Source organism: Stenotrophomonas sp. AB1(2024), assembly GCF_037482345.1.
GTDB lineage: Bacteria > Pseudomonadota > Gammaproteobacteria > Xanthomonadales > Xanthomonadaceae > Stenotrophomonas.
This window is the reverse complement of the sequence record NZ_JBBHKO020000001.1, coordinates 2,979,969-3,000,466: the sequence shown is the minus strand read 5'-3', so window position 1 is coordinate 3,000,466 and position 20,498 is coordinate 2,979,969. Positions and strand designations below refer to the sequence as shown.

Here is a 20,498-nt window from a genome sequence, read left to right as displayed (position 1 = left end):
CTAAAGCCGGATGTAGGGATGAATACGTGCGGATCTTAACACTCTGTTAGCGCTTTGTACGGTATGGCGACCAAGAAGGTTCGCGAACATCCCCGTCGGCCAGGACCAGCCGCTGGCGCACGCGCGCATCGGCCGATACGGCATACAACACCCCACGACCACCCTCGCGGGCGGCGTACAGCACCATGCTGGCGTTGGGCGCAAAAGTGGGCGATTCGTCCAGCGAACCGGGCGACAGCGTGCTCCAGCGCGGGGAGCCCAGGCTGCTGTCCATCATCGCGATCTTGTAGGTGTTGCCGCTGCCCTGCGCCACGACCAGCTTCTTGCCGTCATAGGACATGCTCGGCGTGGCGTTGTAGTTGCCCTGGAAGGTCACGCGCGAGGCGCTGCCGCCGCTGGAGGAGACCTGATAGATCTGCGGGCGGCCGCCACGGTCGGAGGTGAAGTAGACGTTGGAACCGTCTGCACTCCAGGTCGGCTCGGTATCGATGGCGAAGTGGTTGGTGAGCTGGGTGAGCTGCTTGCTGCCCAGGTCCATCACGTAGATTTCCGGGTTGCCGCTGCGCGACAGCGACAGGGCCAGGCGGCGGCCATCCGGGGAGAACGAGGGGGCGCTGTTGATGCCGCGGAAGCTGGTGACCAGCTCACGGGCGCCGGTGGCGATGTTCTGGATGTAGATCGCCGAGTTGCCGCGCTCGAAGCTGACGTAGGCCAGGCGGTTGCCGTCCGGGCTCCACGACGGGGACAGCAGCGGTTCGGCAGAACGCACGATGGTCTGCGGGTTGAAGCCGTCCGAATCGGCCACCATCAGCGCGTAGCGCATGGCATCGCCCTTGCCGCTGGCGGTGACATAGGCGATGCGGGTCCAGAACGCGCCGCGCACGCCAGTGATCTTTTCGTAGATGGCGTCGGCCATCTGGTGGGCTACATCGCGCATGGCATTGCCACGGGCGGTCATCGCCAGGCCCAGCAGGCGCTCGCCCTTGGGCACGTCATACAGCTCGTACTCGACGCGGTAGGCGCCGGCACCGGCGTCCATGACCCGGCCCACCACGATGTAGTTCTGCTTCAGCGCGCGCCAGGTGGCGAACTGGATTTCGCTGCCGCGGGTGGGCTTTTCGACGATCTGCGCTTCGGGAAGGGTGCGGAACTGGCCGGAACGCTCCAGGTCGGCGCGTACCACCTGGGCCACGTCGGTCTGCGGGGCCGCGGCCGAACCCTGATAGGGCATGGGCACCACGGTGATGGGCAGCGCGGAGGCGTTGCCGCCGATGATGTCGATATCCAGGCCCCTCTGCTGCGCGACGGCGGCAAAAGGCAGCAACAACAAAGCCGCGAACACGGCAAACCAGCGAGGCATCTTCTTCATGGGCGCTCTATAGGGGGAAAACCAGAACGAGGGATAACAGCAGTGCGGTGAACAGTTTCGCAATCATGAACCAACCGGGTGTGAAATCCGAGTGGTCGCGCCCCGAAAAATCACGGTTCATTAACGGAACGGGGGCTGCCCGGCCGCCCGGGATCAGTTGTCCTGGGCGGTAAAGGTGAAATTGAGCTGGCGGGCGAACACGGTCTCGAAGCCGCGGTACGGCAGCGGCTGGGCGTTGAGCACGGCCGCTTCGATCGAGCGTCGGCCGGCCTCGTCGAACGGGCAGTCCGGGCTCACCTTGGCCGAGCTCACGTTGCCGCCGGGCAGCTGCACGATCTCGATCCTGCAACGTTGCCCGAACGGCACGTTGTCCGGGCGGGTCCACGAGGCCAGCACCTTCTGCTGGATCGCCGCGGCGTACTTGGCGCGCAGGTCGTCGCTGGTGCCGCCGCCACCGGCGGCCGGCTGGGCGGCGCCGCTGGAACCGGCGGTAGACTGCCCGGCTGCCGCGCGGGCGGCGGCCAGCTGGCGCAGCTTCTGCTCGGCCAGCTTGGCTTCCTTCTCAGCTGCCTCGCGGCGGCTGCGGATCTCGGCGATCTTCTTCTGGCGCTCGGCTTCTGCCTTGGTGTCGTTGGCCATCTGTTCCTGCTCGGCCAGCTTCTTTTTCTGCTCAGCCTCTTCCTGCTGCTTGGCCAGGCGAAGCTTCTGCTCGGCTTCTTCCACGCGCTTGCGTTCGGTCAGGTCGATCTGTTCCTGGCGGCGCTTGGCTTCCTGTTCCTGCTTGGCCTTCTCGGCCGAGATCGACATCGCGTTGACCGCGGCCTGGTCGACCGTGTCGGGCTGGGCGATGCGCTCCTGCGCGTTCTGCTGCTGCGGGGTGGGCGCGTCCTGCGGGCGTGGCTCAGGCAGCGGCTGCGGCGGCGGCACGGTGTCTTCTTCCACCGGGATCGGCTCGGCAACCGGCTCGGGCAGGTCGGGCAGCTTTTCCGAGGCGCGCAGCGCCTGGCGTGCGGCGGCGGCTTCAGAGGCCGACAGCTGCAGGCTGGCCTCAATGGCCGGATCGCCGGCGGCCGCTTCGGTGCTGCGCTGGGGCGACCACAGCCAGGCGGCGATGAACACCAGCGCGAGCAGCACGTGGACCAGGATCGCCAGGGCGATCGGCAGGCCCCACCCGCCTTCCGGCTGGCGCTGCGGTGGCAGGGCTTCAGCGTGCATCGGTCGCCAGGCCCACCTTTTCCACGTTGGCGCGCTTGATCACGTCCATGGCCGCAACCACCTTTTCATAGGCCACGGCCTTGTCGGCGGCCACGATCACGCGCAGGTTTTTGTCCTGTGCGGCGAGTGCGCCAAGCCGTGCCTGCAGCTGGCCGGCGTCCATCGGGGCCGGTTCCTTGGCGTCTGGCAGTTTCAGGCTGAGCTGGCCGTCCAGGCGCACCGAGACGATCACCGGATCCTGCTTGCTCTCGAGGGCCTTGGCCTGCGAACTGGGCAGGTCCACTTCAAAGCTCAGGGTGAGCAGCGGCGCGGTGACCATGAAAATGATCAGCAACACCAGCATGACGTCGATGTACGGCACGACGTTGATTTCGGATTTGAGCTTGCGGCGCTTGCGGCGGCCGATGGCAGCGGTCATGGCAGGATCCTTGTGCTGGGCGCTTACTCGTCGCCCGCGGACTGGCGCTGCAGGATCGAGCTGAACTCTTCGGCGAAGGTCTCGAAGCGGACCGAGATGCGCTCGACGCGGGTGGTGAAGCGGTTGTAGGCCCACACCGCCGGGATCGCCACGAACAGGCCGATGGCGGTGGCAAACAGCGCTTCGGAGATACCCGGCGCCACCGAGGCGATACCGGCCTGCTCACCGCTGTTGATCATGTCGTGCATGGTCACCATGATGCCGAACACGGTGCCGACCAGGCCCACGTAGGGCGCGGTCGAACCGATGTTGGCCAACAGCTCCAGGCTGCGTTCCATCTGGTCCACTTCACGGGTGAAGGTGGTGCGCATGGCGCGCTGGGCGCCTTCAAGCTGGGCGCGGCCATCCAGGCGGCGCTTGTCGCGCAGGCGGGTGAACTCGCGGAAGCCGGCTTCGAAGATCGCTTCCAGCCCGCCCACCTTGCGGTTGCGGTCGGTGGCGGCGCTGTACAGCTTGCCCAGGTCGGCGCCGGACCAGAAGCGGCTTTCGAACTCGTCGGCTTCGCGGTTGGCCGCGTTGAACACGCGTGCCTTGCGGAAGATGATCACCCAGCTGATGAACGAACCGGCCAGCAGCAGCAGCACGATGATCTTCACCGGCAGGCTGGCCTTGATCATCAGGTCCAGGTAATTGATGCCACCGCCATGCGCGGCTTGGGCGACGGCCTGCGACGCGGCGCTGGTGACTTCCTGCGGCAGCGCTTCGACCACCGTGGCCTGCAGGGCCAGGAGCATTGCGATCATCCGTTGTTCCTCAATATGCGGCTATTTGAATTGCGTGGGTGTTCAACGCGGCATGGAGAACATCGTCCATGCCGCGCGGCTTGAATGTGGCAGCGTCCAGTGCCGCGATCCTGACCTGCGCGGTCAGCAGCGTTTCATCGCCGCGACACACCGCCTGGTCGAACACCATGCTGGCGCGCTTGCACTGCACCAGCGTGGCGGTCACTTCCAGCGCGTCGTCCAGCCGCGCCGGCTTGAGGAACTCCATGGTCATCGACCGGACCGCGAACACCAGGCCATGCTCGGTGCGGGTGCGTTCCTGGCCGTAGCCCAGGGCCCGCATCCATTCGGTGCGCGCCCGTTCCATGAAGGCCACGTAGCGGGCGTGGTAGACCACCCCGCCAGCGTCGGTATCTTCCCAATATATGCGTGTCGGCCAACTGAACCGCGGGTCAACCGACATCGGGGACCTCCGCGAACAGGTCGGCGGGCGGGTTCTTCGGCTTCAACCCCAGGTGGCGGTAGGCCTTGTGGGTGGCCATGCGGCCGCGCGCGGTGCGCACCAGGAAGCCCTGCTGGATCAGGTAGGGTTCGACCACGTCTTCGAGCGTGCCGCGCTCCTCGGACAGCGCCGCCGCCATCGATTCCACGCCCACCGGGCCGCCGTCGAAGAAATCGACCAGGGTGCGCAGCATGCGCCGATCGAGCTCGTCGAAGCCTTCCGGGTCGACCTTGAGCATCTGCATGGCAGCCTGCGCAACCTCCAGGTCGATATGGCCGGCGGCCTTGACCTGGGCGTAGTCGCGCACCCGGCGCAACAGCCGGTTGGCGATACGGGGGGTACCGCGCGAGCGCCGTGCGATCTCGGCTGCGCCATCGGCGGTGCAGTCGATGCCGAGTATGGCCGCCGAGCGCCTGACGATCTTCGTCAGCTCTTCGGGGGTATAGAACTCAAGCCGGTGCACGATGCCGAAGCGGTCGCGCAGTGGCGCGGTCAGCAGGCCGGCCCGGGTGGTGGCACCAATCAGGGTGAACGGCGGCAGGTCGATCTTGATCGAGCGGGCCGCAGGGCCTTCGCCGATCATGATGTCGATCTGGAAATCTTCCATCGCCGGGTACAGCACTTCTTCCACCACCGGCGACAGGCGGTGGATCTCATCGATGAACAGCACATCGTGCGGCTGCAGGTTGGTGAGCAGCGCGGCCAGGTCGCCGGCCTTTTCGATCACCGGCCCGGAGGTCACCCGCAGCGCCACGCCCAGCTCGTTGGCGATCACGTGGCTCAGGGTGGTCTTGCCCAGGCCGGGCGGCCCGAAGATCAGCACATGGTCCAGCGCATCGCCACGGGCCTTGGCCGCTTCGATGTAGATCGACAGCTGCTCGCGCACGGGCGCCTGGCCAAGATAATCGGCCATGCGCTTGGGGCGGATGCTGGCGTCGGTGGTGTCATCCTCGCGGGTGGCACCGGCGCCGATGATGCGGTCGTCGGTCATATCCGGATTATGCGGCAACAGCGCTCGTTTCGGGGTTATGCGAGGGCCGGCCAACGGCCGGCGCTACCACGCCACGGTGAAAATGCCCCGTTCTGATGGTGAACGCGTCGCCACGCGCCCGGTCAACGATTCGCCGACCGCATCGGTAGCGCCGGCCGTTGGCCGGCCCATGCGATGTCAGATCTCCACCTGGGCGCCCAGCTCCACGAGCCTGTTCCCCGGAATCCGGAAGAACCCGGTCGCCGGCGCGGCGTTCCGATGCATCAGCGCGAACAGCTTGTCGCGCCAGATCGGCATCCCGCGGTTGGCGGTGGCCACGATGGTTTCGCGGCTGGCGAAGAAGGTGGTGTCCATCGGGTCGAAGTAGATCCCGCCGTGGTCGCACGAGCGCATCAGCGCCAGCGGCACGTCCGGGGTTTCCATGAAGCCGAAGCGGACGAACACGCGGTAGAACTCATCGCCCACCGATTCGATCTTCAGGCGCTTGCCTTCCATCGCGTATGGCATGGGCAGGGTTTCCACGTGCAGGAACACGTTGCGCTCGTGCAGCACCTTGTTGTGCTTGAGGTTGTGCATCAGCGCGTGCGGGGCCACCGAGGGGTCGGCCGTGAGGAACACCGCCGTGCCCGGCACCCGTACCGGCGGGGCCAGCATCAGCCCGGGCAGGAAGGTATCCAGGCGGATGCCGTCCTTGCGGATCTCATCGCGCAGCAGCTCGCGGCCACGCCGCCAGGTGCGCATCATGGTGAACAGCACGATGCCCAGCACCACCGGGAACCAGGCACCCTGCAGCAGTTTGGCGCCGTTGGCGATCACAAAGCCCAGGTCGATGATGAAGAACACCACGCACAGCGGGATGATCCAGTAGCGCGAGGTCGGCCACAGCGCGCGCGCCACCAGCGCCAGCAGCAGGGTATCGATGAGCATGGTCGCCGACACCGAGATGCCGTAGGCCACCGCCAGGTTGGAGGAGCTGCGGAAGGCCAGCACCAGCCCGATCACCATTACCGCGATGCCCCAGTTGATGCCGGGGATGTAGATCTGGCCGATGGTGTCGTGCGAGGTATGGGTGATGCGCATGCGTGGGATGTAGCCCAGCTGCATGGCCTGGCGCGAGACCGAGAACGCGCCGGTGATCACCGACTGCGAGGCGATCACCGCGGCCATGGTGGCCAGGATGATCATCGGGTACAGCGCCCACTCCGGCACCGCTTCAAAGAACGGGTTCCTGACCGCTTCGGGATTGTTGAGCACCAGCGCGCCCTGCCCCAGGTAGTTCAGCACCAGGCACGGCAGCACGAAGAAGTACCAGGCGTGGCGGATCGGCTTGGCGCCGAAGTGGCCCATGTCCGCGTACAGCGCCTCGCCGCCGGTTACCGCCAGCACCACCGCGCCAAGGATGAAGATGCCGTGCCAACCGTGCTCGAGGAAGAAGCGCAGCGCCCACATCGGGTTGAAGGCCTTGAGCACTTCGGGGGAGTCGACGATGTTCCAGATGCCGATCGCAGCCAGCGAAATGAACCAGATCGAGGTGATCGGCCCGAACAGCTTGCCGATCTTCTCGGTGCCGAAGCGCTGCACGGCAAACACCGCCAGCAGCACGATCACGGTGATCGGCACGATGAAGGCATGCAGGCCGGGGGCGGCCACCTCCAGGCCTTCGACCGCGCCCAGCACCGAAATGGCCGGGGTGATCACCCCGTCGCCGAAGAACAGCGAAGCACCGAAGATGCCCAGGATGCCCACCACGTAGGCCGAGCGCGAACCGTGGCGCAGGGTGCGCTGGGTCAGTGCCATCAGCGCCATGATGCCGCCCTCGCCGTCGTTGTCGGCGCGCATGATGATGGTGACGTACTTCAGCGTCACCACGATGTTCAACGCCCAGAACGCCAGCGACAGCACGCCCAGTACGGTGTCGTGGTCGCTGTTGAGGCCGTAGTGCGGCGAGAACGCTTCCTTCAGCGTGTACAGCGGGCTGGTGCCGATGTCGCCGAACACCACGCCGATGGCGCCGACGATCAACGCCAGGCCGCTGGCGGCCGGCGCATGGCCGTGCCCGTGGTGGCCGCTGTCGTGCTGGGTGGAAGAGGTGGACATGGAACTCCGGGAAGGCGTCGGTCGGTAAGGGAGAAGGCCGCCGCGCTCAGCGCAGCGCGGCCTGCAGGGCCCTGCGGATCACGGTGGCGACATCATCGCCGTCGGTGTTGGCATCGCGCGCCATGCGCGCGGCCTCGGCCGGCTTGTAGCCCAGCTGCTGCAGGGCCACGGTGGCTTCGGACACCGGGTCGGTGGCCGGTGCCGCACCCGCAATCGGCGCACCGCCACCGCCAAAGGTGGCCGCGCGGTCGCGCAGCTCCAGCACCATGCGCTCGGCGGTCTTCTTGCCGATACCCGGAATGCGGGTCAGCGCGGTGATGTCGCCGGCCTGCACCATCCGCGCGAACTCATCCACGCTCACCCCGGACAACACCGCCAGCGCGATCTTCGCGCCGATCCCGCTGACCTTCTGCACATCGCGGAACAACCGGCGCTCGCCCTCGCGCAGGAAGCCGTACAGCGACACGCTGTCTTCCTTCTGCGCGTAGTGGGTGAACAGGGTGACCTCGCGGCCCAGTTCGGGCAGGTCGTAGAAGGTGCTCATCGGCGCCTCCAGCTCGTAGCCGACGCCGTTGACGTCGATCAGCAGCCACGGGGGTGCCTTGTACGCCACGATCCCACGCAGACGACCAATCATGCAGATGTCCTCATTTCCGGCTCCAGGCCTGGCGCACATTGACGCCCAGGCGCTGCGCCGTTGCCCTTACATGGGCGTGGGTGATGGCCACGGCCAACGCATCGGCGGCGTCGGCCTGCAGCCTGGTTTTCAGGTTGAGCATAAGCCCGACCATGTGTTGGACCTGTTGCTTCTCTGCCCCACCCCGCCCCACCACGGCCAGCTTGATCTCGCTGGCCGCGTACTCGTGCACCGGCAGGTCGCGCATGACCACCGCCGAAATGGCCGCGCCGCGCGCCTGGCCCAGCTTCAACGCCGAATCCGGGTTGCGCGCCATGAACACCTTCTCGATGGCCACTTCGTGCGGGCGGTATTCCTCCACCAGCGCGTTGAGGCCCAGCACCAGCAGCTTCATGCGCTGCGGGAAATCGTCCGCGCCCAGCAGCACCAGCGGCAGGTGGTGCACGTGCAGCACCTTGCCGGTGGGGTCCACGTCGATGATGCCCACCCCGGTGCGCTGGGAACCAGGGTCGATGCCGAGGATGCGGATCATGCCGGCGGGCACGTGCGGAAGCGATGGCAGGGAGTGTCGGGAGTCATCATGGTCCGCATTGTCCACCCCCGACGTCGCACTTGGCGAGACGGGGGCAGAAACGTCAGGCGTAGGCGTCCGCGCCGAGGTCGGCGTTGGAGAACACGTCCTGCACATCGTCCAGGTCTTCGAGCATGTCCAGCAGCTTCTTGACCTGCAGGGCGGTGTCGCCCTCGACCTTGATGTCGTTGTCGGCACGGAAAGTGAGCTCGGCGTGGTCCGGCTTCAGCCCGCCCGCTTCCAGCGCATCCTTGACCGCGTGGTACATGTCGGCGGCGGTCAGCACGTCGATGGCACCATCTTCCGGATAGACCACGATGTCGTCCGCGCCGGCCTCGATGGCCGCCTCGGTCACCGCATCTTCGTTGGCGCCGCTGGCAAAGTGCAGCACGCCCATGCGCTTGAACATGAAGGCGACCGAGCCTTCGGTGCCCATGTTGCCGCCGCACTTGCTGAACGCATGGCGGACATCGGCCACGGTGCGCACGCGGTTGTCGGTCAGGCAGTCCACGATCACGGCCACGCCACCGGGGGCATAGCCCTCGTAGCGGATCTCTTCGTATTCAACGCCTTCCAGCTCGCCGGTGGCCTTCCTGATGGCCCGTTCGATCACGTCCTTGGACATGTTCGAGGCCAGGCCCTTGTCCATGGCCACGCGCAGGCGCGGATTGTTGTTGGGGTCGCCTCCACCGCCGCGCGCGGCTACGCCGATCTCACGGATGATCTTGGTGAAAATCTTGCCGCGCTTCGCGTCAGACGCGTTTTTGCGGTTTTCGATGGAAGGGCCTCTACCCATGGGTGTTTCCGTGCTTGCGTCAGGAACAGGGCGCGGATTCTACCTGATCGGCCGCCGTCACCGTGTCAGCGGGGCTCAGGCGGCGTGCGCGGTGCGGCCCGGACGGAAGCAGCCATCGCGCAGGAAGGCGGCGGTCTGGCGGGCCGCGTCGAGGGAAAACACCAGCCCGCTGTGGCTGGCGGCCACCACACAGTGGTCGGCCAGGCCCGGCAGGCGGGTTTCATCCAGCGCCACCGTGCCGTCCGAGAAATCACCGATCGCCCCGAGCAGGCTGCCCAGCCCATGCGGCACCGAACCGGCGATCAGCCCCACCTGCGCCCTGCCCTCCCAGGCCGGCAGGCCATCAAGCAGCAGTTCGCTGCTGCGGCCCAGCGCCAGCGACCAACCGTGGTCGGCCAGCGAACGGGCGGTGCCGCTGCCGCGCAGCGGCGAGCCCAGGCAGACCACCCGCGACACCGGCAGATCCGGCTGGCGGCGCAGCGCCTCCAGCGCCACCAGACCGCCCAGGCTGTGCCCGACCAGCGCCACCGGGCCGCTGTTGCGCAGGCGCTGCAGCAATTGCGGCACGGCCACGTCCGGGCCACCGAACACGCTGGAATAGCCGAAGGTATCCACACTGAAGCCACGCGCGCGCAGGCGCCAGGCCAGTGGGCCAACCCAGGCGCGGGCGTTCCAGATGCCGTGCAGCAGCAAAACGGGGGGATTCATGGGCGCAGCGTAGCCGGTGCGGAACCGTTCCAACGGGGAAACACGGTTCTATTAGACAAATGGACCGGGGAACGGCGGGTGAAGCCGGGCCCCGCCAGGAAACGGGCCGCGCAGGCCGTTCAGCTTGACCGCGGCGGGCGGCGCAGGATGTATTCCAAGTCGCGCACCTGGCCCACCGGGAACTCGTAGGTCCCCACTTTGCTGAACCCGTAGCGGGCATAGAAGCGCTGGGCGCCGAAGTTCTCCGACCACACCCCCAGCCACAGGGTGCGCGGACCGTTGCGCTCCAGCCAGGTCAATGCCGTTTCCAGCAGGCGGCTGCCCCAGCCGCAGCTCTGCTGTTCCTTGATCAGGTACAGGCGCTTGAGTTCGCCATCACCCGGTTGCACGTCCGGGTGCGGCAGGCCGCACGGGCCGGCGGCGGCATGGCCCACGGCCACCCCGTCCAGCTCCAGCAGCCACACCGCGTAATCGGGGTGGGACAGGATCACGCGCTGGCGGTCCACCGCGTAGGCCTCGTCCAGGAAGTCCTGCAGGTCCCGGGCCGGGTACAGATGGCCGAAGGTTTCCACGAAGGTACGGGTGGCCAGCACCGACAGGGTCGGTGCGTCCTCGGGGCCGGCGCGGCGGATGGTGTACATGGACCGGTGCAGGGCAGGCCTCAGGCCTGCGTCCCCTTGGCGGCGTCTTCCTCTTCGCCGTCTTCTTCGTCCTCTTCCTCGTACTCCTCCTCGTCCTCTTCTTCCTCGCCCTCTTCGTATTCCTCGTCGTCGCCCTCTTCCTCTTCGTCGTCCTCGTAATCCTCGACGCCGAAGTCCTCACCGTCCCAGCGGCCTTCGCCATCGGCCACGAAGGTCAGCGCCATGGCGGCGGGGTTGGTCCCCACGCGCACAAGCCAGCCACCGAACACCCGGGCGCGTTCGGTCACCAGGTTGGCATCGGCGCCTTCATTGCCCAGCTTTTCCCATTCCAATACGAACGCGTACTCGGTCATTGCCTGGATCTCCTGGACGATGTGATGGTGAGGGGGCCGGCCAACGGCCGGCGCTACCGGGATGGTGCGATCGGTTGATCGCAGGATCAGCTCTTCCGCGGGCGGACCTGGATGTGCACTTCGGCCAGCTGCTCGTCCGGGATCGGCGACGGGGCGCCGGTCATCAGGCACTGCGCACCGGTGGTCTTCGGGAACGGGATCACGTCGCGGATCGACTCGGTCCCGGCCATCAGCGCGGCAATGCGGTCGATACCGAAGGCGATGCCACCGTGCGGCGGCGCGCCGAAACGCAGCGCGTCGAGCAGGAAGCCGAACTTGGCCTCGGCTTCTTCGGCACCGATGCCCAGCAGTTCAAACACCGTGCTCTGCATGTCCGAACGGTGGATTCGGATCGAACCGCCGCCGATCTCGTTGCCGTTGAGCACCATGTCGTAGCCGCGCGACACAGCGGTCCTGGCATTGGCGCGCAGGTCGGCGATGTCGTCCACCGCCGGGGCGGTGAAGGGGTGGTGCAGGGCCACGTAGCGCTGGGCTTCGTCGTCGTATTCGAACATCGGGAAGTCGGTGACCCACAGCGGCGCCCAGCCGGCGGCCACCAGGGAGAAGTCCTTGCCGGCCTTCAGGCGCAGCGCGCCCATGAAGTCGGACACCTTGTTGTAGCCACCGGCGCCGAAGAACACGATGTCGCCGTTGCCGGCGCCGACGTGCGCGACCAGCGCGGCGAACGCGTCTTCGCTGAAGAATTTGGCGATCGGCGAGCTGACTTCGCCGTTCCCGGCGATCTTGATGTAGGCCAGGCCCTTGGCGCCGTATTTGGCAGCGTGCGCGGCATACTCATCGATCTGCTTGCGCGACAGGCTGGCACCGCCGGGGATGCGCAGCGCGGCCACGCGGCCGTCCGGGTCGGCAGCGGCGCTGGTGAACACCGGGAATTCGCTGGTTCTGACCAGCTCGGCCACGTCGACCAGTTCCAGTGCGATGCGCAGGTCCGGCTTGTCCGAACCAAAGCGACGCATCGCCTCGGCCCAGGTCATGCGCGGGAAGCTGGCGGCCAGCTCCACGTCGACCACTTCCTTGAAAATGGCGCGGATCATGCCTTCCACGTAGTCCTGCACGTCGCGCTCGCGCACGAAGGCGAACTCCATGTCCAGCTGGGTGAATTCCAGCTGGCGGTCGGCACGCAGGGCCTCGTCGCGGAAGCAGCGCGCGATCTGGTAGTAGCGGTCGAAGCCGGCCACCATCAGGATCTGCTTGAACAGCTGCGGCGACTGCGGCAGGGCGTAGAACTCGCCCGGGTGCATGCGCGCCGGTACCAGGAAGTCGCGTGCACCTTCCGGGGTGGCCTTGGTGAGGATCGGGGTTTCGATGTCCTGGAAGCCGTCGCCATCGAGGTGGCGGCGCAGCGCCTGCACCAGCTTGATGCGGGTACGCTGCATGCGCTGCATTTCCGGGCGGCGCAGGTCCAGATAACGATACTTCAGGCGGGTTTCTTCGCCCGGGTTCTCGTGGGCGTGGAACGGCAGCGGCTCGGCCTTGTTGAGCACGGTGATGCGGGTGGCGACGATCTCGACCTGGCCGGTGCGGATCTTGTCGTTCACCGCATGGCGCTTGCGCACCACGCCTTCCACCTGCAGCACGTCCTCGTAACCGAGGCTGGCGGCGACCTTGAACACTTCTGCGTTTTCAGGCTCCACCGTCACCTGCACGATGCCCTCATGATCGCGAAGATCGATGAAGCACACGCCGCCCAGGTTGCGGGCAACGTCGGTCCAGCCGGCGAGGGTGACAGTCTGGCCAATCAGGGTCTCGTCGACCAGGCCGCAGAAGTGGGTACGCATGGGGGTAAAGCTCCGCAGGAGATTGCCGGCACCAGGCGGCACCGATCAGCCCGTTATTCTGCGGCCGGCGGCCCGATCGGGCAAATCCGGACGGTCACACCGGCTTAATCCGGCCCGGACCTATAGTCCGCGCACCACCATGCGCAAGGGGATTTGCCATGAACCGTCTCGCCGTCGCCTGCATTACCTTCGTTCTGGCGTGCAGCGCCCCCGCCCTGCACGCCCAGGTCAATGCCCGGGCCTACGCCCCGGAAAACCTCCGCACCCTGTCGGTGCAGGACCAGCAGCGGGTCATTTCCCAGGAATACGCCGAGCAATCCGGGGGCCGGCGCATTCCCGATGACCAGATGCAGTTCTACCTGGCCCAGGTCCACGGCTCGTCCTGGGGCTTTTCCCGGATCAAGCAGGACATCGCCACCTCGCTGGGCGGCTCCGGCGGCGGCTGGAACCCCGGCGGCGGCAACAACGGGGTGGTCCGCTGCGAAAGCAACGACAACCGCCAGCGGGTCTGCACCACCGGCTGGCGCAGCGCGCGCCTGTCCCGGCAGATCTCCGGCACCCGCTGCGTGGAAGGCAGCAACTGGGGCTCGCGCAATGGCCAGGTCTGGGTCAGCGGCGGCTGCCGGGCCGAATTCGTCGAAGGCCGTGGCGGCGGCGGGGGCCCCGGTACCGGCGGCCCCGGCAACACCATCCGCTGCGAAAGCAAGGACAACCGCGAGCGCAGCTGCCCCACCCCATGGCGCAATGCCGCCCTGGTGCGGCAGATTTCCGGCTCGGCCTGCGTGCAGAACCAGACCTGGGGCATGCGCGGCAATACGATCTGGGTCACCCGCGGCTGCCGCGGCGAGTTCGCCGAATCGCGCGGCAACTGGGGCGGTGGCGGTGGCGGCAGCAATTACAGCGTGACCTGCAGCAGCAATGGCAACCGCCAGCAGACCTGCGCCTGGGATTCGCGCCAGGGCCGGCCGGTGCTGCTGCAGCAGCTGTCGGGTAGTGCCTGCGTGGAGAACCGCAGTTGGGGCTACCGGCCCAGCATGGTGTGGGTCAGCAATGGGTGCCGGGCGAGGTTCGGCGCGCGTTGAAGGAACGGCGGCCCGACCAACGGTCGGGCCCTGCCGGATCCCGGCGATTGCCGATTGGCGATTGGATCGTAGAGCCACGCCGTGCGTGGCTTCGCGGCGCCCGAACGAAGGGCAGCCACGCAGGGCGTGGCTCTACAGGGCAGGTGGCGCCTCTGCGCCCCACGGGGCCGGCGGCAACGCCACCGGGTGCGCAAGGTCGAACACGACCTGGAACTTTCGTCCTCCCGGGCGGGTGAGCTCGTACACGAACGTCTTGTCGGGCTCGACTTCCATCGCCCACGTATTGGTCACCGACGCATCCATGCCGGCCTTGCGGAACATCGCCACCGAATCGGCGTCCACCGGGAACGACTGGCGCTGCGCGGTGCCGGGCGGCGCACTGTCGCCGCCGTACATCGTCACCGCATCGGGGCTGCCATCTGCATGGCGGTGATCGTGCTTGAGGCGCAGCCCGGTATCGGTGCGGCTCAGCACCCAGGTGCGCGAATGATCGTCACCCACATGGAACGGAATGCGCAGCGTGTGCGATGCGTCATCGCAACCGCGCACGTGCATCACCAGGCGCTTGCCGTCGAACGGGTCAGGCCCGGTGCTCTTCGGCTCATTGACGGCGATATGGCCTTCAAACGCCTTGCCACAATGGGCGGCAACGGCAGCGAGAAACGCGTCGGCGGGCGCCATCGCAACATCGTGGGCCACGCTGTCACGCTGGCCACCGCACGCGGCGAGCAATGATGCAGCCGCGAGCGGCAGGAACGTGTACACAGTCATGCAGACACCGTAGCCCGCGTGGGCGCATTGCGCAAATCCGCGCCATCCGCGACAAAGGATTAATCACCTCTGTGTTAGGGTCGTTGTCGTGACCGGTTCGCCTTCCCCACGAAGGTCGCACGTGTGTTGCGGCTGACCGCCCTGCTGACGGGAGTAGCGCTGCTTTTGACGGGCAGCGGGCTTCTTGGCACCTTGCTGGCGGTGAGCGGCGGTGAGGCCGGCTTCGGTGCCGGTACGTTGGGCCTGGTGATGTCCGGTTATTTTGCCGGCTTCTTCATGGGCACCTTCTTCGCGCCGTCGCTGATCGGCCGCATCGGGCATATCCGTGCGTTCGCCTTCTTTGCCGCCCTCGCCGCCATCACGGTGCTGCTGCATCCGCTGTGGCTCAACGCCTGGCTGTGGGGGCTGCTGCGCATCATCACCGGCATCGCGCTGGTGGGCCTGTACACCGTGATCGAAAGCTGGCTCAACGCCGAACCCGATCCGCGCCAGCGCAGTCGCGCCTTCTCGCTGTACATGGTGGTCAACCTGTCGGCGCTGGCCCTCGGCCAGATCCTGCTGATGGTCAGCAACGCGCCGGCCATATCGATGTTCATGCTGATCGCCATGCTGTTCTGCGCAGCAGTTCTGCCGATCACCGCCACCCGGCTCACGCCACCGGAAGTGCCCTCGGTACCGCGCCTGAAGCTGTCGCACCTGTATGGAATGGCGCCGGTAGCGACGGTCGCCGCCGGGCTGTCAGGATTGGCCATGGGTGCGTTCTGGGGCCTGCTGCCGGTGTATGCCGGCGACGTCGGGCTCAACGACGATGGCGTGGCCCGCTTCATGCTCACCGCCATTGCCGGGGGCGCCCTGCTGCAGTGGCCACTGGGACACATCAGCGATGGCCACGACCGCCGCATTGGGTTGGTTGCGCTGTGCCTGGCCGCCGCCGGCATCGCGGTAGTCGCCGCGCTGCCGATGATCCAGCTGCAGACCCATCTGCTGTTCGGGCTGTTCTTCTTCTATGGCGGCCTGGCGTTTTCGCTGTACCCCTTCGCGGTGGCGCACATGCTCGATTACCTGCCGCGCGGGGACCTGCTCTCGGGCTGCTCCAGCCTGCTGCTGGTACACGGCGTGGGCGCTGCGATAGGACCTGCCCTGGCCGGCGCGGCCATGCAGCAGTTCGGTCCGGCGGCGCTGCCGCTGTACTTTGCTGCGGTGCTGGGCGTGCTGGCGTTGTTCACCACGGCGCGTCTGCTCAGCTTCGACCGGCTGCGCACGCACCCGGTGGTGTTCCGGCTGATGCTGCGCACCACGCCGGCGGCGCTCGAATTGATGCCGGAAACGGACGTCGTTGCGCCGCCGGACACACCTGATTCCCCACCCCTTGACTCCGATAAGGAAGTGCATTGACTGTTTCGACACCTGCCACGCCCACCTCACCCCGCACGCCGGCGGCTCTCCCGGCCCAGCAACTGATTCTCGCCACCGACCTGGATGGCACCTTCCTCGCCGGCGATGCCGCCGCGCGCCACCGCCTGTACCGGCTGGTCGACCAGCACCCCGGTATCCGCCTGATCTTCATCACCGGCCGCGGCCTTGAAGCGGTGATGCCCCTGCTCTCCGATCCCGCCCTTCCGCGCCCGGACTACGTGGTCTGCGATGTCGGCGCGACCGTGGTCGACGGCCATACCCTGCAACCGCTGCAGCCCCTGCAATCGCTGATCGACGCGCACTGGCCGGGCGAGCAGGTGGTTGCCGCCGCGATGCGCCCGTTCACCGCGCTGCAACGCCAGGACGTGCCGCAGGAACGCCGCTGCTCCTACTTCTGCGACCCGGCCACGCTGGCACCGCTGCGCGTGCAGATCCAGGCCGCCGCACAGGCGCTGGGCTGCGACGTGCTGTATTCGGCCGACCGCTACCTGGACATCCTGCCACCGGACACCGACAAGGGCCGCACCCTGGCCGCGCTGGCGCGCCTGCTGGACCTGCCGCGCGAGCGCATCCTGGTCGCGGGCGACACCCTCAACGATCTGTCGATGTACACCGCCGGTTTCCGCGGCGTGTGCGTGGGCGATTCGGAACCGGCGCTTACCTCGGCCACCGCCGCGCTGGGCAACACCTACCATGCGCAGGCACCCGGCTGCGGCGGCATCCTGGAGGCGATCGAACACTTCGGCCTGCTGCCGGCCGATGATGCGTGGCTGAAGCCGCCGGCAACCACGCGCGCCGAAGGCGCCGACCTGGTGATGCTCTACCACCGCATGCCCTTCGACGAAGTGATGGAGAACGGTGTACTGGTGCAGCGCCCACCGCGCTCGCCCAACGGCATCATTCCCTCGCTGCTGAGCTTCTTCCAGGGCGGCCAGACCGGCTCTTGGGTGGCCTGGGGTATCGATGACCCCAAGCGCGGCCCGTTCCAGACCCACATGGCGGTCGATGCCGAACACTACCCCACGCTCACCGCCGCGCGCGTGCCGCTCACCCGGCAGGAAGTGGACATCTTCTACAAGCGTTTCTCCAAGGAAGCGTTCTGGCCGATGCTGCACGTGTTCTGGGAACGCGCCCGCTTCCGCGAGGACGACTGGCAGGTGTTCCTGAAGGTCAACCGGCGCTTTGCCGAAGCCACCGCCGCCGAGGCCGCGCACGGTGCGACCGTATGGATCCACGACTACAACCTGTGGATGGTGCCAGCCACCCTGCGCGAGCTGCGCCCGGACCTGAAGATCGCGTTCTTCCACCACACCTACTTCCCGTCGGCCGACGTGTTCAACGTGGTGCCGTGGCGGCGCGAGATCATCGGCAGCCTGCTCAGCTGCGACTACATCGGCTTCCACATCCCGCGCCAGGTGGAGAACTTCGTCGACGTGGTACGCGGGGCGATGCCGGCCGAACGCCTGGCCTGGGAAAGCTGCGCGCCGCGCTTCCTTACCTATGGCTGCGCGGTGGGGCTGGATACGATGACCACCCGTATCCGCGTAGGGGACCGCGAGGTGGCGTTGGGTGCGCACCCGGTGGGTACCGACCTGCGTCGCATCCATGACGTGCTGGCCCGACCCGGCGTGCGCAACGACATCTTCAAGCTGCGCCGCGAGATCGGTGCACGCAAGCTGGTGCTGTCGGTGGAGCGGCTGGATTACACCAAGGGCACGCTGGCCAAGCTGGAGGCGTTCGAGCGCCTGCTGGAACAGCATCCGGACCGCCAGGGCAATGTCACCCTGCTGATGGTGTGCGTGCCGGCCGCGCGCGAAATGACGGTATACCGCACGCTGCAGAACCAGATCGAACAGGCGGTGGGCCGCATCAACGGCCGCTTCTCGCGCCTGGACTGGACCCCGGTACGCTTCTTCGCCCAGGCGCTGCCGTTCGAAGAGGTGGTGGCGCATTACGCAGCCGCGCAGGTGATGTGGATCACCCCGTTGCGCGATGGGCTGAACCTGGTGGCCAAGGAATTCGTGGCCACCCATGGCATCGAAGGCACCAGCGGAGTGCTTGTGCTGAGCGAATTCGCCGGCGCGGCGGCGGAGTTGAAGGGTGCGGTGCTGACCAACCCGCACGACCCGGCCGATCTCACCGCCGGCCTGCTGCAGGCGCTGTCGATGCCCGACGAAGAAGCCGGCGGCCGCATGCGCCAACTGTTCGGCACGGTGGAGTACCACGATGTCGACCGCTGGGGCCGCGAGTTCCTTGAAGCGGTAAAGGCCACCGGCAACCCCGCGTAACGAGTCGATCAGCGCGCGTGCGCGCTGATCATCGTCTCCGCAATCACTGCTACCTGCCGCAGCACGTCATAGCGCCCGGCATCATCCAGCGTAGCGCCCTGCAGGTAGCTGGTCAGCACCCACGGTGCGCCGCCGGCCAGCGGCCACAGGATCGCGATGTCGTTGGTGGTGTCCTCCCCGTTGCTGCCGGTCTTGTCGCCCACCCGCCACGCCGGTGACAGCCCGGCGCGCAGGCTCGCATTGCCGGTTTCGTTGTCGATCAGCCAGTCGGCCAGCTGCAGCCGCGAGGCCGGCGTGAGCACATCGCCCAGCACGAACCGCTGCAGGCTGGCCGCCATCGCGGCGGGGCTGGTGGTATCGCGCGGGTCACCGGGCGCGAACTGGTTCATTTCCGGCTCCAGGCGATCGTTGCGGGTCACTGCATCGCCATTGGCGCGCAGGAACGCCGTCACCCCGGCCGGCCCACCCACCACGCCCAGCAGCAGGTTCGCGGCCGGGTTGTCGCTGGTCACCATGGTCGCGCGGCACAGGTCACGCACGGTCAGGTCCTTGCCGACATGGCGCTTGGTGACCGGCGCGTGCGACAGCATGTCCTGCTGGCGTACCGGCAACCGCCGATCCAGCGACAGGGTGCCCTGGTCGGCCAGGTGCAGCACGCTGGCCGACAGCACGAACTTGAAGGTGCTGCACATCGGGAAGCGCTCGTCCTGGCGATGACCGAGGCGACGGCCACTGGCGGTGTCGAGCAGGGTCACACCGAGGCGGCCGCCGCTGGCTTTTTCCAGCGCCGCGAAGTCGGATGCCTGCTTCTGTTTCGCCCCAAGCGCGGTGGGTGGGGTCTTGGCCAGCACGGTAGCGGCCAGGGCCGAGGCGGCGGCAGCACCGGACCACTGCAGGAATTGGCGGCGGGCAATCATGGGCGGTTCCTTGTTGGGCAGGGCTGCAGTATCGGCATGCCAGGTGCACAGGCACCAGCACGTATTTTCGGGGAGAGGCATGAGGTGACCTCATACCTCGGTAGCGCCGGCCGTTGGCCGGCCCACGGATGGTGCGGGGGAACTATTGCGCTGGCCTGCCCATGCTGGCGGTAGGATGGTCAAGGCCGACCAACGGTCGGCGCTACCACCCATCAGGATTCCTCACCACTCCCATGCTCCGGCCCCAACTTCCGCTCAACGCGCTGCGCGCCTTCGAGGCCGCCGCCCGCCACCAGAACTTCACCCGTGCCGCGCTGGAGCTGTGCGTGAGCCAGGCCGCACTGAGCCATCAGATCCGGGGCCTGGAGGAACGCCTGGGTGCGGTGCTGTTCCATCGGCTGCCGCGCGGGGTGGCCCTGACTGACGAAGGTGCACGCCTCTACCCCGTGCTCAATGAGGCCTTCGACCGCATCGCGGTCAGCCTGGATCGTTTCGTCGGCGGGCATTTCCGCGAGGTGCTGGGGGTGGGCGTGGTGGGCACCTTCGCCACCGGCTGGCTGTTGCCGCGCCTTGCCGATTTCAACGCGCGCCATCCGGATATCGAGCTGCGCCTGCAGACCCACAACAACCGCATCGACCTGGCCGGCGAAGGGCTGGACCTGGCGATCCGCTTTGGTGAGGGCGACTGGCAGGGCCAGGTCTGCACGCCGGTGCTGGCCGCACCGTTCGCGCCGGCGTGTGCGCCGGCGCTGGCGAGGTCGTTGCAGCAACCGCGTGACCTGGCCAACGTGGCGCTGCTGCGCTCCTACCGCAGCGATGAGTGGCCGCGGTGGCTGCAGGCCGCCGGCGTGGGCGAGCTGGAAGCGCGCGGGCCGGTGTTCGATTCGTCGTTGACCCTGGCCAGTGCGGCGGCAGCGGGGGCTGGCGTGGCGCTGCTGCCGCTGAGGATGTTCGAACAGGACCTGGCGCAGGGACGGCTGGTGCAGCCGTTTGTGCAGACGCTGGAGCTGGGAAGTTATTGGTTGACGCGGTTGCGCTCGCGCGCGGAAAGCGAGGCGGGGAAGCGTTTCAGGACCTGGTTGGAAGCGCAGGCGTAGAGCCACGCC

The 20,498-nt window shown here is 67.3% G+C and carries 20 protein-coding genes; 4 read left to right on the top strand and 16 right to left on the bottom strand.

Translation table 11 applies throughout. The annotated features are described in order from the left end of the window. Positions 1-46: 46 nt before the first annotated feature. From tolB to aspS, 14 genes are all read right to left on the bottom strand, one after another. Entirely contained in the window at positions 47-1,369 is a 1,323-nt protein-coding gene (gene tolB, locus WIX41_RS13520; RefSeq protein WP_339448325.1) for a Tol-Pal system beta propeller repeat protein TolB, read from the bottom strand. A 153-nt stretch (positions 1,370-1,522) separates the two neighbouring features. Beyond that, entirely contained in the window at positions 1,523-2,584 is a 1,062-nt protein-coding gene (gene tolA, locus WIX41_RS13515; RefSeq protein ID WP_339448324.1) for a cell envelope integrity protein TolA, read from the bottom strand. Continuing rightward, complete coding sequence (tolR, locus tag WIX41_RS13510; protein ID WP_339448323.1) at positions 2,574-3,002, bottom strand: protein TolR; 429 nt, start codon at positions 3,000-3,002, stop codon at positions 2,574-2,576. The genes tolA and tolR overlap by 11 nt, the downstream gene beginning before the upstream one ends. A gap of 23 nt (positions 3,003-3,025) precedes the next feature. Continuing rightward, on the bottom strand, positions 3,026-3,805 hold the full coding sequence (gene tolQ, locus WIX41_RS13505; RefSeq protein WP_339448322.1) for a protein TolQ: 780 nt from the start codon (positions 3,803-3,805) through the stop codon (positions 3,026-3,028). A gap of 10 nt (positions 3,806-3,815) precedes the next feature. Further along, positions 3,816-4,247, bottom strand: a complete 432-nt coding sequence (ybgC, locus tag WIX41_RS13500) for a tol-pal system-associated acyl-CoA thioesterase (RefSeq protein ID WP_339448321.1) — start codon at positions 4,245-4,247, stop codon at positions 3,816-3,818. Next, positions 4,237-5,277: a Holliday junction branch migration DNA helicase RuvB gene (ruvB, locus tag WIX41_RS13495; protein WP_339448319.1), complete on the bottom strand. Its 1,041-nt coding sequence runs from the start codon at positions 5,275-5,277 to the stop codon at positions 4,237-4,239. The genes ybgC and ruvB overlap by 11 nt, the downstream gene beginning before the upstream one ends. Positions 5,278-5,454: 177 nt before the next feature. Then, a complete protein-coding gene (locus WIX41_RS13490) occupies positions 5,455-7,374 on the bottom strand; it encodes a potassium transporter Kup (protein WP_339448317.1) in 1,920 nt (639 codons plus the stop codon). 46 nt (positions 7,375-7,420) lie between these two features. Beyond that, complete coding sequence (gene ruvA, locus WIX41_RS13485; protein ID WP_339448315.1) at positions 7,421-8,011, bottom strand: Holliday junction branch migration protein RuvA; 591 nt, start codon at positions 8,009-8,011, stop codon at positions 7,421-7,423. Positions 8,012-8,021: 10 nt separating this feature from the next. After that, positions 8,022-8,543, bottom strand: coding sequence for a crossover junction endodeoxyribonuclease RuvC (ruvC, locus tag WIX41_RS13480; RefSeq protein WP_339448314.1), 522 nt, complete (start codon positions 8,541-8,543; stop codon positions 8,022-8,024). Positions 8,544-8,646: 103 nt separating this feature from the next. Further along, positions 8,647-9,378 (bottom strand): YebC/PmpR family DNA-binding transcriptional regulator, encoded by a 732-nt coding sequence (locus WIX41_RS13475; protein WP_339448313.1) that lies wholly within the window; start codon positions 9,376-9,378, stop codon positions 8,647-8,649. Between the two features lie 75 nt (positions 9,379-9,453). After that, on the bottom strand, positions 9,454-10,086 hold the full coding sequence (locus WIX41_RS13470; RefSeq protein WP_339448312.1) for an esterase/lipase family protein: 633 nt from the start codon (positions 10,084-10,086) through the stop codon (positions 9,454-9,456). A gap of 119 nt (positions 10,087-10,205) precedes the next feature. Then, on the bottom strand, positions 10,206-10,727 hold the full coding sequence (locus tag WIX41_RS13465) for a GNAT family N-acetyltransferase (RefSeq protein ID WP_339448310.1): 522 nt from the start codon (positions 10,725-10,727) through the stop codon (positions 10,206-10,208). 20 nt (positions 10,728-10,747) lie between these two features. Continuing rightward, the gene (locus WIX41_RS13460; RefSeq protein WP_339448309.1) at positions 10,748-11,080 is read right to left on the bottom strand and encodes a hypothetical protein; all 333 of its coding nucleotides are present in this window, start codon (positions 11,078-11,080) and stop codon (positions 10,748-10,750) included. 86 nt (positions 11,081-11,166) lie between these two features. Further along, complete coding sequence (aspS, locus tag WIX41_RS13455; protein ID WP_339448308.1) at positions 11,167-12,918, bottom strand: aspartate--tRNA ligase; 1,752 nt, start codon at positions 12,916-12,918, stop codon at positions 11,167-11,169. 158 nt (positions 12,919-13,076) lie between these two features. On the opposite strand from aspS, the gene WIX41_RS13450 reads away from it, so the two are divergent. Next, on the top strand, positions 13,077-14,000 hold the full coding sequence (locus WIX41_RS13450) for a DUF3011 domain-containing protein (RefSeq protein WP_339448307.1): 924 nt from the start codon (positions 13,077-13,079) through the stop codon (positions 13,998-14,000). A gap of 132 nt (positions 14,001-14,132) precedes the next feature. Here the strand turns inward: WIX41_RS13450 and WIX41_RS13445 are convergent, their stop codons facing one another. Next, entirely contained in the window at positions 14,133-14,771 is a 639-nt protein-coding gene (locus tag WIX41_RS13445; protein ID WP_339448305.1) for a hypothetical protein, read from the bottom strand. 123 nt (positions 14,772-14,894) lie between these two features. Here WIX41_RS13445 and WIX41_RS13440 point away from each other — a divergent pair, with 123 nt between their 5' ends. Together WIX41_RS13440 and ggpS are read left to right on the top strand one after the other, a co-directional pair. Continuing rightward, positions 14,895-16,166 (top strand): MFS transporter, encoded by a 1,272-nt coding sequence (locus tag WIX41_RS13440; protein WP_339448304.1) that lies wholly within the window; start codon positions 14,895-14,897, stop codon positions 16,164-16,166. A gap of 62 nt (positions 16,167-16,228) precedes the next feature. After that, a complete protein-coding gene (gene ggpS / locus WIX41_RS13435; RefSeq protein ID WP_409187505.1) occupies positions 16,229-18,475 on the top strand; it encodes a glucosylglycerol-phosphate synthase in 2,247 nt (748 codons plus the stop codon). Positions 18,476-18,483: 8 nt separating this feature from the next. Here the strand turns inward: ggpS and blaL2 are convergent, their stop codons facing one another. Further along, on the bottom strand, positions 18,484-19,392 hold the full coding sequence (gene blaL2, locus WIX41_RS13430) for a L2 family extended-spectrum class A beta-lactamase (RefSeq protein WP_339448301.1): 909 nt from the start codon (positions 19,390-19,392) through the stop codon (positions 18,484-18,486). A 233-nt stretch (positions 19,393-19,625) separates the two neighbouring features. Here blaL2 and WIX41_RS13425 point away from each other — a divergent pair, with 233 nt between their 5' ends. After that, positions 19,626-20,489, top strand: coding sequence for a LysR substrate-binding domain-containing protein (locus WIX41_RS13425; protein ID WP_339448299.1), 864 nt, complete (start codon positions 19,626-19,628; stop codon positions 20,487-20,489). Positions 20,490-20,498: the final 9 nt, after the last annotated feature.